A 12,341-nucleotide genomic window follows, 5' to 3' on the forward strand; every position below is an offset into this window, starting at 1 on the left:
ATATGATGAAGCGTGACTTTTCGAGCGCGATCAATGACCTGCGCAATTCCGGCATCCGCGTCGGCGTGACGGTCGAGGCTGTGCTGACCGCCCTAAACGAAATCGCCGACGATATCGGCGAAACCGCCGGCGCGCTGATACAAACCAAGATGGACGAAACCTTCGGGAAAACGCTGACTTTTGGCGCCGCATGCGCTGACGCACTGATCGCACCGCAAAATGGCGAGGAAAAGCAGTCGATCGGTGAGCGGTCGAAGCGACTGGCGCTGGCTATGAAGATTGTGGACGGCGGCGAGATCGAAATAAGTCCCGACGACCGCGATCTGATCAAGACTGCCGTGAACGCACACTTCCGCGGTGCGTTGGTGCCGGGCCGCATCGATCGATTTCTTGAAGCGGAATGAGCGACATGGCCACCTTTTCGTCCGCCGCTTACGTCCGACTTGGAACACGCGGGGTCAGGGTTAAACGCGCGAAATGCCCCGCATGGGTGTTTCGTTTGCTTGGGTTCCCATGGCGCGCGCCTCGCCGCGAAACTTGTCACAGCCGATTCCGCATGCAGTCATCTCACCGCGTCCAGAATAGCAAGAGCCGCTATGGCGTGCCCGATGCCCAATAGGCTAAACGCTGGCTTTGACAACCGCACGACAGCTGAACGCCCGCCCTCCCGCACGTATGCACATGGAGGGCGGGCGGGATGCTTCGCCATTGCGGCGGAAGCGGCAACATGCTGATCGTCCGCTTCCGCGAGACATTCCGAGAGCGCATGCCGGAATGGGGGACATCGGCCGCCCAGGCGATCTGGGGCCTGATCGTCCTTCAGCCCGAGCCGCTGTTTGATCGCCCGTTCTTCGCTCCATTGGCCAGGATCTGGTCCGAGCCAGTCTGGGGGTGGCTGTCATTCCTTATTGGAGTGATGAGCTTGCTTGTCCTCCTCATCAACGGAGCGTGGCACCGCACGCCCTTCTTTCGTCAAATCGGCTGTGGTTTTCGGATAATGCTATGGGGTGGATTATGTTGGGGCGCTCTCAGCGTCGACTGGGGTTCACCCGCAATAGCTTATCTCGCCCTGCTGTTTGTGATGGACACCATGTCCCTATCCTTCGCTGCTGGCGACGGCCGTCGTGCCGCCTTCAGGCGTAGGGAGGGATTGAGTTATGCCGGTTGAAACGCCGGAATGGCTTCAGCAACTTCTGTGGCTGGGCGCGGGTTTCGGGGCCATCGTCGGCGGGATCCTGACTGGGCGAAAGAAAGCCAAGCCTGACGAGCCGAAGGGCGAAGGTGTCCTGTTGGCGGGCAGCTTCATGGAGCGCCAGGTCATGATCGATCTGACAACCTCGATCAGAAATCTGGACGGGACCATGCGCGAGACGCTGGAGCTGACCCGGGAAATCCATCGCGAGCAGGAAATTGAGCGCGCTGTTCGAAACGAGATGGCGAAGCGCAAGGGGGACACATGACGACGCTAGCTGATATCCAACGCAAAGTGGGAGTGACCCCTGATGGCGTCTGGGGGCCAAATACAGCGAACGCTATCATGCGCGCGCTCGGTGGCGACACCCGTAATCTATCGACCCCAGCGACCTTCTATTCCGGCGTCCGCGGCGTGACTGGACCGCTTGATCAAGTTCAGGTCGAGGTGATCGAAAGTCTGTTGAAAGCCGCTTCGCGGTGGTCGACGTCATGGCTCGCATATGGCCTCGCCACGGCGTGGCACGAGGCGCGCCTCAGGCCGATCGAGGAAATCGGCAAGGGCAAGGGCCGCCCCTATGGACAGCCCGGCAAGTATGGTCAGGCTCAATATGGGCGGGGGCTAGTCCAGCTCACCTGGGACCGGAATTATGAACGTGCGGACAAAGAGCTCAACCTTGGCGGCGCACTGCTGAAGGATTTCGGCCTCGCCCTTAAGCCACAGATCGCGACCGAAATACTCGTGCGTGGCATGGAGGAAGCGTGGTTCACGGGCAAGGGTCTCGGTGACTATCTTCCCGCTGAACTCGGGACAGTTGTCCAATTCACTGAGGCGCGGCGGATCATCAACGGAACCGATCGCGCTGCCGGCATCGCCGAATATGCGCGGCGGTTTCAGGATGCGCTGGTGCTGGGTGGCTGGGGATGAGCGCCCTATCGCCAATCCTTCGCCAAGCCGCGGATGACCGTCTGCTATTCTGGTGCCCCGGGTGCGATCAAGCGCACCAAGTACCAGTGGGCGAAGGCTCCGGGCCTCGCTGGGGATATAATGACAATCCTGCCGCCCCAACCTTCACGCCCTCCATCCTGATCCGAAGTGGCCACTACGCGCCCGGGCAACCGCCCGGCGACGGATGCTATTGCACCTGGGATGACAAGGATGAATTTCCTGAACTGAAATGCTCGATCTGCCACTCCTTTGTCACTGACGGCCAAATCCAGTTTCTGACGGACTGCACCCATGAACTGTCGGGGCAAACCGTTCCGCTACCCGAATGGCCAGCATGACCCGCGAAGAAGAACTCGACGCCGCGGTGCGCCGCGTCCTGGGAGTAGACAAAACTCCGGCAGGCATGGGGCAGGAGCGCTTCCGAAACTTCCTCGCTTTCTTCCTCATAAGCGCCTTTGTGGCCACCCTCCCCTTGCTCGTTTTCAAGACGATCCCCGAGGCCAACAAGGACATCATTGTCTATATCATCGGGCAGATCAGCGGCATGGCTCTGACTGCGCTCGGCTTCTACTTCGTCAACAAATTCGGCGCTGAAGCGGCCGATGCGAAGCGCGCGGACAATACCGCCAAAGCTTTCGAAGCAATCACCGCCAGCGCCAACGCCACGCCGACGGCTCCGGTCCAAGCGGAAATCGCCAACGACACAAACAACCCTATCCCAACGGAGAATGTGAAATGATCGACCTTCCCAACTATTCTGACGAGATCGCCAGCGCCAAGGCCTGGTACAAGTCCAGAAACGTCTATGCCGGAACCGCCATAGGCTTTGCCCTTGGTCTCCTGGTCACGTGGATCATCTGATGTCCTTCGGCCAGGTCGCTGGCTGCATATTCGCGGCTATCATTGTCGCGCTTTTTGCGGTCACGATCTGGCTTGCCGGACATGGCATGGAAACGCGGGATCAGTGGCAGCAAGGGGACGATGAATGAACATTTTCTCCGTCCTCTCCGCCAAGATATTCGGCGGGGCCGCGATTGCGCTCGCCCTTGGTCTCACCGTTCAAACTGTCCGGCTCGCGTGGGAGCAAACTCATAGCGCGAAAATTGAGGGCGACCTGAAGTGGGCGAGAGAGGAGCGGCGCGCCTTCGAGGTGGCGATCATCGACAAGACGGCGACCGCTTTTGCTCAGAATAAGCTGGCCGCGCTGACGGCTGAGAAAAACGCCAATCTCCGCATCAAGGAAGCTCAGGATGAACGCGACAAGGCTCTTGCTGATGATATCGCTCATGTCGATGACCGCCTGCAATCAGCGCCCACGATCGATTGCAGCGCCCCCTCCGCCCCCGGTGTGGCCCGGTATCCCATCCTGTCCGCTGAACCCCTGCAAGGTCGACTGGCCATCGTGGATGAGCCCGACGTCAAGGCCTGCACCACAAACGCCCGGAACCTAGATCTTATGATCCGGTCATGGGAGAATCTCCGGGAAGCGTTGGCGCAGCCGTGAGACTGCGCCGGAGGCTTTCACCGATTCGGGGATGGCAACGCGCGCCCTGCCTCACGAGCCGCCAAGGCAGCTAGCGTATTGTTCGCAATCTGCGGCGGCAGCTTCTTCTGCGACACGAGCTTTTTCAGATAAGCTGGCATTTTGTGAGGGACGTAGACATCGCGCAGCCAACGGTTGAATGTCGGGATCGCGTCCTCAGGATAGCAATTAGCCATCTGCGGATTGGAGAATGATTGGGGAAAATAGCCGGGATAATAATGAGGGAACTTCGCGTGCTCTCCAAATTTGTCCGAGAGCTTAGCTGACTTCCAGTGTGCCGCCCAGCAGCCACCGACGCTGATATCCAGTATCATTCGCGTCCCAAAATCAGCGCCGTTGGCAATCATGGAAGCGAAAAGGTCTGCGATCGCGCGGAACACGCAGAAATAGCCAAGCGGCACATTGTCGTAGACCAGCGAGATGCGATCCTCGAACTGCCGCCAAACCCGCTCAGACGGATGCCTGCCTGACATCCATTCATACACCCACTCGGTGACCCGGACTGCGAATTCTGGCGAAAGCCACTGCGCGAGGTGAATGGCGACTTGGGGGTGTATCCACGTGCCTTGAAGTTCAGGACTCCCGCCCTGTATGGATTGAACAAGAGCCGTTGCGGGGATTCCCGCCACGGTCGAAAGCTCGGCCAGGAAAGCCTTCGTGGTGCCGATGCGGAAATAATCATTCCACTTCTTGCCGGCCGCCTTGCACATCGCTGTCGCATTAATGTAGCCGTCGCCGGAGCGCTGATGGATCAACGACGCTTGGTAAGTATGAGGAACCAGCGCAAGCTGGTTAGAAGTAGAGTCCGTCATATAAAGAAATCTCCATATAGGATCGATGGAGACCTTGACGAGTTAACGCATTCCCTAGATACGCTCCCTTAGACATAGTTGATCTCCCTGATCGATTATCGAAAACGCCAGCTACTTCCCCAAGTCAGGCTGGCGTTTTTGCTTATAGCGACCCGGACGATTCGGAGTAAGTCCCGCTTCAAGAATAAATCGGGAACGGACCAATCTTGGCCCTCGCCACGCTTATTGCCCGTGGGCCAGCATTATCCCATCGCGGGTCAGCTTCCACGCAATGCCGTCGCCCGTTAGCGTGACTTCCTTCACCCAACCTTTTTTAGCCATAGCTTCGAACATGGCGTGAAGATCCGTACCCTCCTCAGTGGATCGGCCGCCATGGGCGGATCGGAGGGCGCGCAGCTCAGCTTCTGATGCGGTGATGATCAACGGCGGTTCGGGAACAAGCTGCATAGCTCCACTCCACCCCGCCGCGTCAAACCCCGCCTGCCACGCCTCATACAGCGCGATTTCCGTATCATCAGCGTATGGATTGAATACTGACAGGCTTTCTTCGCCTTCTATGATGCCGGCCCTCCAGCCCTCTAGCCAGATCGTCGCTAGGTCGCCCCTACCGTCGGCTTGGCCGTATGCTGCCGCGAAATGCTCAGGGATGATTTCTCGGTTGGGGAAAGCCTGCCGTACATAACCCATCAGCACCGTTGCCGGGTTTTTGGCCATCACCCTTCCTCCGCCAGCGCTGCGTCGATCATGGCTTGCCAATGTTCCGCCGCGCCGCTTTCGACATATTCCCATTCGTGTCCGTCAATCGGCACTGTATCTCGCATAGCCTTCAAAATTGCCTCGGTCGGCTGGCGAAGGGCGGCCAGCGCTGCCCTTGCTTCCTTGATCTCCGCCTCCGTCACCGCGCCCCAATAGTTCGGGTTCCCGACCTTCTGCCCATAGATAGCGCAGGCCATGCGCTCAACCAGCGTGGTGGGGATGCCGCCCTCGGGTCCCAAGCGCGGGGTCGTATCAAATAGCCGCTGGACGGCGAGGGCCGTCCGGGGTTCGATCGTCCGGCCGCGCTCCATCATACTCACAAATTCTTTCGTGATGCCCAGCTTCTCGGCTAACTCAGATTGTGTCATCCGCATCGCCTGCCTGATCGCCTTAAGCTCATGTGGTTGCATCGCTGCCCAACCTCCACTATTTCTCACCCTATCCCGCCCCGGTTGTGGTGACCGGGGCGGGGGCTTCTAGGCTTGGAGCGTGATCGTGAAGATCAGTTTCCAAATCCGAAGCCGGATCGAGAGATGCATCTCTCTTTCCTTTCGGGTTTGTCAGCGGGATCAGGTGGCTTCCCTCTCCGTCTGACAGGTATAGTATTAAACTCAGTTCGTTTTCTCGTCAAACAGAAAACGAACTGAGTTTTACTTTTATGGGGTAAAATGTCCCGCCCTCCCATGTCCATCGCTGTCGTCGGTGCCGACTATCCCAATGCGAAGGGGCCGACCCGCCGGTTCGAAATAGCGATATGCAAGCCCGGTGAAACGATGGTGATGAAGCGGGAGCCGAAGAATCCGGCCGACAGCCGCGCGATCGGTGTCTATCCCCTGCGCGGCGTCCAGATCGGTTATGTGCCGGCAGAACAGGCGCAATGGATCGGGCAGCATCTGGCGGACATCCGGGCGGTGTTCCAGCGCGACGACACCTTTGGCGCGGTCATCCGCGTGACCTTCGACGGAACGATCCCGACGCTGCCGGTGGAGCAGGGCTCGGCGCGCCCCAGGCGCTTCCGGCCTCGGGATGACGACTGGCCACCGCCGGAGCCGAAGGACGATTATTCGGACGTGTAATGAAAATCCTATTATCTAACTCAATTTATTGCTGGTGACACAATCATGGCGCACGGCGCGCGAGCGACCCGAAGTGTTATGATTCGTAGCACTTCTCTGGGCCTGGCGTACTTCCTTGCACGCCAGGCCCTTTTTTCAGTTGAGGTCCCTAGGAATCCTAGGGGACCCCCGTCGCAAGGCAGCGAAAGGCAATCTCGCCTATCACAGGGCGGGGCTCGCATTATCCACCCTGCTGAGGATGGAGTTATTTCGGCTTCCACCTTTTTCGGGGCGGAACATTTTTCAGAATTTCTTGGAGCCTCCGTGAAGCCGCCTCGCCAACCGCGGCGTCTTGCTCTTCTGTAAGCGGTGGATGGCGGGGGCACGGGCAGTCGCAATGGCGGCGGTGAGGTCGCATCATCACTCCTCGATCCTAAGCAACAGGTCCGCTGGGGGCATCAAGTCCACAATGAGCATGTCAGCCCATTCCTGCGCCAGCTCGCGTCGCCGGGTCAGATAGGCCGCGCGATTATAAGCCGCCTCGACCTTGTCCTTCGGCATATGTGCCAGCATCAGGTCGATCACGGCCCGATCGTGCCTGCTTCCGGCCCTCTCCGCGCGCTCGTTCATGATTGTGGAAAATGCCGCCCGCCAGCCGTGCGGGACGTGCCGACCATGAAACCCGACTCGGTTATAGAGATAGCCGATCGCATTCTCGCTGAGTGGCCTATGGGCGTGCCGATGGCCCGGAAAGACCAGCTTGCCCCTCCCGGATAAGCGCCGTGTCTCGCGCAGCACTTCTACTGCCTGCCACGACAGCGGAACGATGTGCTCGAAGGCTTCTTCGTCTTTCCGGTCCAAAACCAGCTTCATACGCGCCGCTGGGATTCGCCATATCGGGCGCCGCGGTCCGATTGCCTCCCCCGTCCAGTCGACGTCTTCAAACTCGTCCCACGTCACACCGCGAACCACCGCCGGCCGGACGCCGGTCAGTGCCAACAGACGCGATGCCAGCTTGGTAACGGGTGATGCGCCGGATCCTTCGGCCGCGACCAGGACCTTGCGCACCTGATCCAGTTTAACGATTGCAGGCTGCTTGCCCTTCTTAGGCAGTGGCTTAAGCGCCCGCATGACGACTGCTGCCGGGTCGGTCGCCGCAAATCCTTCAGACATGGCATAGGCGAACACAGCCGAAATGCGCTGGCGCAACCGTCTGGCCGTCTCGATGGCGTTGCGGGCTTCAACCTTGCGTAGAGTAGCCAATACGGTGGGCGGCTCGATCTCTCGCAGCGTCAGCTTGCCCAGATCCGGGAAAACGTCGCGCTCCATACTTGTGATGACATCGGCCGCATGGACCGGCGCCCAGCGCGGGGATTGCAAAGCATGCCAGTCGCGCGCCACCTTCTCGAAGGTCATTTCCTTGGCCTTGGCTACCCGGATCTCTTCCTTCTCAGCCCGAGCGCGCTGCCGTGCACCGGATGGATCGATATTCTCCCGCAGGAGCCGCCGCGCCTCGTCTCGCTTATCGCGGGCAGCTGTTATCGACACCTCCGGGTAAGGACCGAAGGTCAGCAGCTTTTCCTTGTTCTGGAACTGAAACTTCATGCGCCACGACCGCAGGCCGGTCTTAGCCACATATAGATAGAGACCGCCGGAGTCGGCCATCTTGTATGCCTTGTCGCGGGGCTTCGCCGCCCTCACCTGTGCATCCGTCAACATCCGATACCCCGACCTCCCAAATTCTACCCCAGATCGTACCCTTGATACCCCCGGCTTGGGGTGGCATCGAATGGGACTATTCGGAAAAGAACATAGCAGGAAACGAGACGGAAATCAGCCCCTTTTGGGACCGTTAGGAGCTACTTGGTTGGCGATTCTGGCGGAGACGCCGGGATTCGAACCCGGGGTGCCCCCTTAAGGGCACGACGGTTTAGCAAACCGCTGGTTTCAGCCACTCACCCACGTCTCCACATGGCGCTTCGCACCCGCACAGGCACGGGCAGGAGGCTGCTGAGCGACGGGCTATAGCGGCGCGTTTCGCGCAAGGCAACGGCGCTTTACGCTTCATCGACACATCTATTTTGCGCGCTCACCGGGAAGCTTTGTCCTCCAAAGCGCAAACAGGCGGGAAAATCGATTCGGACTGGCGCAGAATCGACTCAGGTCGCCGTTCGTTCATTGCCGTTTCATGTGCGAGGCCGATAGTCGGCGCTTCGATTTGCGAGCGGGTTATTATCGGGGAGAGCCGGGCGATGCGCCGGAATATAAAGATTCAGGCCGTGCGGATTACGCGCGCGGCGTCATTCGTTGCCGCCATAGTTGGCCTGACGCTTGCTCCTATTGCCGCTCCGGCGCTTGCACAGGTCAGGACCGTCGATCCCAACACATCGATCGACGCGGACCTTGCTCCCCTGCCCGACAATCGCACCCCGCCGGCGGACACGCCCCCGGCCGATCCGAATATCTATGACAGCGGCAGCGCCAGCCCCCCGCCCCAGCAACCGCAGACAGCGACCGGCCAGCCCGTCACGGCGGCCACGCCGCCTGCGGCACCCGATTCCAGCACGTCCTACAAGCAGGACGATCTGATCGGCGCGGCCGAAGGCGTATTCGGCAAGGGCGCGGAGGGCCTCGCCGGGATCATCGAGAAAATCTTGAAGGAACAGGGCGAACCCAACGCCTATATCGCCGGGCGCGAAGCGTCCGGCGCGCTGGTCGTCGGCCTGCGCTACGGCTCCGGCACGCTGAACCACAAGATAGAGGGCAAGCGGGACGTCTATTGGACCGGCCCGTCCATAGGCTTCGACGCGGGCGGAAACGCCGGCAATACCTTCGTCCTCGTCTATAATCTTTACGATACGCAGGACATCTACAAGCGCTTCCCGGCAGGCGAAGGCGCGGCCTATTTCGTTGGCGGTTTCCACGCCAGCTATCTGCGCCGCGGCGACATCGTGCTGATCCCGATCCGCCTTGGCGTCGGTTACCGGCTTGGCGTGAATGCGGGCTATATGAAGTTCACGGAAAAGCGGAACTGGGTGCCCTTCTGATCGCTGGAGCGATTCCAATCAGGCGCAATCACCCGATGACCGGGAAATCGCGCAAAACCCAAAAGCCTAGAGCGGCATATCCGGTACAATCGGATCAACCGCTCTAGATCGCGAGCGCGAGCTGTCCGGCTTCCATATCCGCTTCCGGGTCCTCCAGATTATGCACGCCCAGGCCCAGCAGTCGCGCGCCCATGCGCAGGGGCAGTTGCGCAAGCAACAGCGCCCTGCCCGCCTCCGCGATCGTTGCGTGATCCCGCACTGGCGCCTGGAAAGAACGGGAGCGGGAGATGATCGCGAAATCGGCGAACTTGATCTTCAACGTCACCGTCCGCCCATAGGCCCGCGCCTTCGATATCCGTTCCCAGAGGCGCTCTGAAATCCGGTCCAGCTCCGCGATCAATTCCTCGCGGGTCACAAGATCGGTGAAGAAGGTATCCTCAACGCTCACTGACTTGCGGCCTTCATGCGCGTGAACCGGGCGATCATCCCGCCCCCGCACCGCCCGATAATAATAGAGCGCCGCCTTGCCGAAATGCCGCTCCAGAAACGGCAGGTCCCGGTCCCGCAAATCCGCTCCCGTCTCAATGCCCATCGACTGCATCCTGCGCGCCGTCACTGGCCCGACGCCGTGAATGCGGCGCACGGGCAGCTTCGCGACAAAGGCCGCCCCTTCGGCCGGGCGTATAACGCAAAGACCGTCCGGCTTATTCTCGTCGGAGGCGAGCTTGGCGATCAGCTTGTTGTAGGACACGCCCGCAGAAGCGGTCAGCCCCGTCTCCTCCCGGATCATCCGTCGGATTTGACGGGCGATCTCCGTGGCGGAGGCCAGGCCCATCTTGTTTTCGGTCACGTCCAGATACGCCTCGTCCAGCGACAGGGGCTGAATGATGTCCGTGAACCGCTCGAAAATCCCGCGCACCTGCCCGGACACCTGCCGGTACATGTCGAAACGCGGGGGCACGAAAATCAGATCGGGGCACAACCGCCGGGCGCGGGCGCCGGGCATGGCGGACCGGACGCCGAATGCGCGCGCTTCATAACTTGCGGCGGCCACCACGCCGCGCGGCCCACCGCCGCCGACCGCGACCGGCTTCCCCCGAAGCTCTGCATCGTCGCGCTGTTCGACCGATGCATAGAAGGCATCCATGTCGATATGGATGATCTTCCTCAGCGGAGGCGCGCTTTCGTCCATGCCCTTGCCCTACCAGAAAGACGGATAGGAACAAAGAAGGAACCCGCAGCCTATTTCGCCTTTTTCGAATCCTTGAGCGCCAGCAGCGCCGCGAAGGGACTGGCCTGCTCCTCGCTCATGACGCCCATCTTCTTCAGATAGGCGTCCGCGTTCGGCGACCGGGGATAGGGCGTCATCGCCAGCGCCAGCGTTTCCGCCACCGCCTCGCCAATATCGATGCTTTCACCGGCGTAGAAAATAGTGTCGCAATCGTCGTCATCCAGTTCGATCTCATCGTCCGAAGGCTCGGCGCTGCTGGGAACGAACCGGACGGCAAAGGATGTGTCGACCTCCTCGGGCACCGGCTCTCCGGTGGCGATGCAAGACTGGGAAAGTGTCGCGCGCAGGCTGCCGCGCGCCGTCAACGCGCCATTTTCCTCGGCGAGACTATAGCGCGCCTCCATATCGTCCAGACTCAGCAGGCCGAACCGGCGGGCAAGGGCCAGCCTTTCCTCCTCCGTGGGCTTCACGGTCTGCTCGCCGGACAGCTTGCCCGCCTGATCCAGCTTCACAATGCGCGAAAATTCGGGGGACTGCTCCGTCATTGGGGAAGCTGGCCGGAGAGAATGGCATCAGCCGCCATGCTGTCCAGCCCGGCGCGGAACAGGCGCAATCCCTCCTCGACATGCGCAAGCGCCGGCTCCGCAGGCGCCTGCCCACGATACAGGTTACGCTCCAATGCGCCCCGCAAATCGCCGCCCGGCTGCATGGCGGGCCGGTAGGCTGTCAGGCGGCCGCCCAGCGCGCTCATCATCTTGCCGATATGCTTGCCAACGATCATGTCGCCAATGCCGATCTGGCGAAGCTGGCCGTCCATATCCTCGACGAATATCTCGGTCAGCCAGACGCTTTCCTGTTTCAGATCCGCTTCGCCCTCCAGCCGCAACAGCACCATCACCAGAATGGCGGCGATCATGTCGAACCGGCCGTCCAGCGTGTCGGGCACCGCGCCATCCGCATACCAATGCGGCCGCCGCCCCTCCGTCACGATGGCATTATAAAGCGGGATCATCGTGTCGCGCGGATCGCGGCGCTGGAATAATCGGGACAGGAAGGACATGACCGGTTTCTGGCCCGAACTGGCCGGGACGTTCGAGTTGCGGGGTCGGACGATGCGCCCGGCGGCGCGGCACTTGTCTGCCCCGGCGCATTTCCATATTGATTGGCATGCCCGTCAATGCAATGGCCTTGCACGGAATTGTGATCTAAGCAGCCCACGCGGCCTCCAGGAGACTATCATGCGCCAATCCTCCCACCGTTTCCGGGGCGGGCGTCTTATCCTCACCACGGCTGTAATCGCTGCTGCGGTCATGACGTCAGGCTGCACGCGCATCCGCACGCACCAGGGCTATCAGGTCGACAAGCTGCTGGTCGATTCGATTCAGCCCGGAATCGACAATCGCGCATCGGTTGAGGCGACCCTTGGCACGCCCACCTTTTCCGAACAGTTCGGTCAGGGCGATTGGTATTATCTGTCGCGCGACATGCGCCAATTGGCTTTCGCCAGCCCCAAGCCCGTCTCGCAGACTGTGCTGCGCGTGAGTTTCGATGGAGCGGGCAATGTCTCCAAGGTGTCGCGCACCGGCCTGGAGACCGTCCAGAAGATTTCGCCGAGCGGCGACAAGACGCCAACGCTTGGGCGGCATCGCAGCCTGTTCCAGGAAATCTTCGGCAATATCGGCGCTGTGGGCGCTGGCGGCATGGGTGGCGGCGGTGGCCCGACCGGTCCTGGCCCGAACGGCAGCTAACCGCCTCAC

19 protein-coding genes and 1 tRNA gene are annotated in these 12,341 nt (G+C 60.7%); 12 read left to right on the forward strand and 8 right to left on the reverse strand.

Annotated features, from left to right (window positions below; genetic code table 11):
* Positions 1-2: 2 nt before the first annotated feature.
* The 9 genes from KFK14_RS17725 to KFK14_RS17750 all read left to right on the forward strand — a co-directional run bounded on the left by KFK14_RS17725 (position 3) and on the right by KFK14_RS17750 (position 3,644).
* A complete protein-coding gene (locus KFK14_RS17725; protein ID WP_212608591.1) occupies positions 3-404 on the forward strand; it encodes a hypothetical protein in 402 nt (133 codons plus the stop codon).
* 323 nt (positions 405-727) lie between these two features.
* Positions 728-1,168 (forward strand): hypothetical protein, encoded by a 441-nt coding sequence (locus tag KFK14_RS17730; protein WP_212608592.1) that lies wholly within the window; start codon positions 728-730, stop codon positions 1,166-1,168.
* Positions 1,158-1,460: a hypothetical protein gene (locus KFK14_RS17735; RefSeq protein WP_212608593.1), complete on the forward strand. Its 303-nt coding sequence runs from the start codon at positions 1,158-1,160 to the stop codon at positions 1,458-1,460. The genes KFK14_RS17730 and KFK14_RS17735 overlap by 11 nt, the downstream gene beginning before the upstream one ends.
* A 77-nt stretch (positions 1,461-1,537) precedes the next feature.
* Positions 1,538-2,119, forward strand: a complete 582-nt coding sequence (locus KFK14_RS17740; protein WP_212608594.1) for a lysozyme family protein — start codon at positions 1,538-1,540, stop codon at positions 2,117-2,119.
* Positions 2,116-2,478 carry a ubiquitination-like system serine protease family protein gene (locus tag KFK14_RS24090; protein ID WP_246524688.1) on the forward strand — a complete coding sequence of 121 codons (363 nt, stop codon included), beginning with the start codon at positions 2,116-2,118 and terminating at the stop codon, positions 2,476-2,478. The genes KFK14_RS17740 and KFK14_RS24090 overlap by 4 nt, the downstream gene beginning before the upstream one ends.
* Positions 2,475-2,879 (forward strand): hypothetical protein, encoded by a 405-nt coding sequence (locus KFK14_RS17745; RefSeq protein ID WP_212608595.1) that lies wholly within the window; start codon positions 2,475-2,477, stop codon positions 2,877-2,879. Before KFK14_RS24090 ends, KFK14_RS17745 begins: the two co-directional genes overlap by 4 nt.
* Positions 2,876-3,001, forward strand: a complete 126-nt coding sequence (locus tag KFK14_RS24255) for a hypothetical protein (RefSeq protein ID WP_281417159.1) — start codon at positions 2,876-2,878, stop codon at positions 2,999-3,001. Before KFK14_RS17745 ends, KFK14_RS24255 begins: the two co-directional genes overlap by 4 nt.
* A complete protein-coding gene (locus tag KFK14_RS24260; RefSeq protein WP_281417160.1) occupies positions 3,001-3,129 on the forward strand; it encodes a hypothetical protein in 129 nt (42 codons plus the stop codon). Before KFK14_RS24255 ends, KFK14_RS24260 begins: the two co-directional genes overlap by 1 nt.
* Entirely contained in the window at positions 3,126-3,644 is a 519-nt protein-coding gene (locus KFK14_RS17750) for a hypothetical protein (protein ID WP_212608596.1), read from the forward strand. The genes KFK14_RS24260 and KFK14_RS17750 overlap by 4 nt, the downstream gene beginning before the upstream one ends.
* Before the next feature lie 17 nt (positions 3,645-3,661).
* On the opposite strand, the gene KFK14_RS17755 is transcribed toward KFK14_RS17750, so the two are convergent.
* The 3 genes from KFK14_RS17755 to KFK14_RS17765 form a co-directional block, all read right to left on the reverse strand.
* Positions 3,662-4,495 (reverse strand): KilA-N domain-containing protein, encoded by an 834-nt coding sequence (locus KFK14_RS17755; protein WP_212608597.1) that lies wholly within the window; start codon positions 4,493-4,495, stop codon positions 3,662-3,664.
* Between the two features lie 222 nt (positions 4,496-4,717).
* Complete coding sequence (locus tag KFK14_RS17760; RefSeq protein ID WP_212608598.1) at positions 4,718-5,209, reverse strand: hypothetical protein; 492 nt, start codon at positions 5,207-5,209, stop codon at positions 4,718-4,720.
* Positions 5,209-5,661, reverse strand: a complete 453-nt coding sequence (locus KFK14_RS17765) for a helix-turn-helix transcriptional regulator (RefSeq protein WP_281417161.1) — start codon at positions 5,659-5,661, stop codon at positions 5,209-5,211. The genes KFK14_RS17760 and KFK14_RS17765 overlap by 1 nt, the downstream gene beginning before the upstream one ends.
* 258 nt (positions 5,662-5,919) lie before the next feature.
* Between KFK14_RS17765 and KFK14_RS17770 the strand changes: the two genes are divergently transcribed.
* Positions 5,920-6,327 carry an HIRAN domain-containing protein gene (locus tag KFK14_RS17770; protein ID WP_246524689.1) on the forward strand — a complete coding sequence of 136 codons (408 nt, stop codon included), beginning with the start codon at positions 5,920-5,922 and terminating at the stop codon, positions 6,325-6,327.
* A 399-nt stretch (positions 6,328-6,726) separates the two neighbouring features.
* Here KFK14_RS17770 and KFK14_RS17775 read toward each other — a convergent pair whose 3' ends face one another.
* Both KFK14_RS17775 and KFK14_RS17780 read right to left on the reverse strand, forming a co-directional pair.
* Complete coding sequence (locus tag KFK14_RS17775; protein WP_343227764.1) at positions 6,727-7,971, reverse strand: tyrosine-type recombinase/integrase; 1,245 nt, start codon at positions 7,969-7,971, stop codon at positions 6,727-6,729.
* A 212-nt stretch (positions 7,972-8,183) separates the two neighbouring features.
* Positions 8,184-8,275, reverse strand: a tRNA-Ser gene (locus KFK14_RS17780).
* 283 nt (positions 8,276-8,558) lie between these two features.
* Between KFK14_RS17780 and KFK14_RS17785 the strand changes: the two genes are divergently transcribed.
* The gene (locus tag KFK14_RS17785) at positions 8,559-9,353 is read left to right on the forward strand and encodes a DUF1134 domain-containing protein (RefSeq protein WP_070155176.1); all 795 of its coding nucleotides are present in this window, start codon (positions 8,559-8,561) and stop codon (positions 9,351-9,353) included.
* 103 nt (positions 9,354-9,456) lie between these two features.
* On the opposite strand, the gene dinB is transcribed toward KFK14_RS17785, so the two are convergent.
* The 3 genes from dinB to KFK14_RS17800 are packed head-to-tail and all read right to left on the reverse strand — an operon-like array spanning position 9,457 to position 11,644.
* Complete coding sequence (gene dinB, locus KFK14_RS17790) at positions 9,457-10,545, reverse strand: DNA polymerase IV (RefSeq protein ID WP_212608601.1); 1,089 nt, start codon at positions 10,543-10,545, stop codon at positions 9,457-9,459.
* Positions 10,546-10,595: 50 nt separating this feature from the next.
* On the reverse strand, positions 10,596-11,129 hold the full coding sequence (locus KFK14_RS17795; protein ID WP_212608602.1) for a YceD family protein: 534 nt from the start codon (positions 11,127-11,129) through the stop codon (positions 10,596-10,598).
* Entirely contained in the window at positions 11,126-11,644 is a 519-nt protein-coding gene (locus KFK14_RS17800; RefSeq protein WP_212608603.1) for a ubiquinol-cytochrome C chaperone family protein, read from the reverse strand. The genes KFK14_RS17795 and KFK14_RS17800 overlap by 4 nt, the downstream gene beginning before the upstream one ends.
* Positions 11,645-11,822: 178 nt before the next feature.
* Here KFK14_RS17800 and KFK14_RS17805 point away from each other — a divergent pair, with 178 nt between their 5' ends.
* Positions 11,823-12,332, forward strand: a complete 510-nt coding sequence (locus KFK14_RS17805; RefSeq protein ID WP_212608604.1) for an outer membrane protein assembly factor BamE — start codon at positions 11,823-11,825, stop codon at positions 12,330-12,332.
* Positions 12,333-12,341 lie beyond the last annotated feature (9 nt).

The sequence above is a fragment of the Sphingobium phenoxybenzoativorans genome, assembly GCF_018286635.1.
In the GTDB taxonomy this organism is placed as follows: domain Bacteria; phylum Pseudomonadota; class Alphaproteobacteria; order Sphingomonadales; family Sphingomonadaceae; genus Sphingobium; species Sphingobium phenoxybenzoativorans.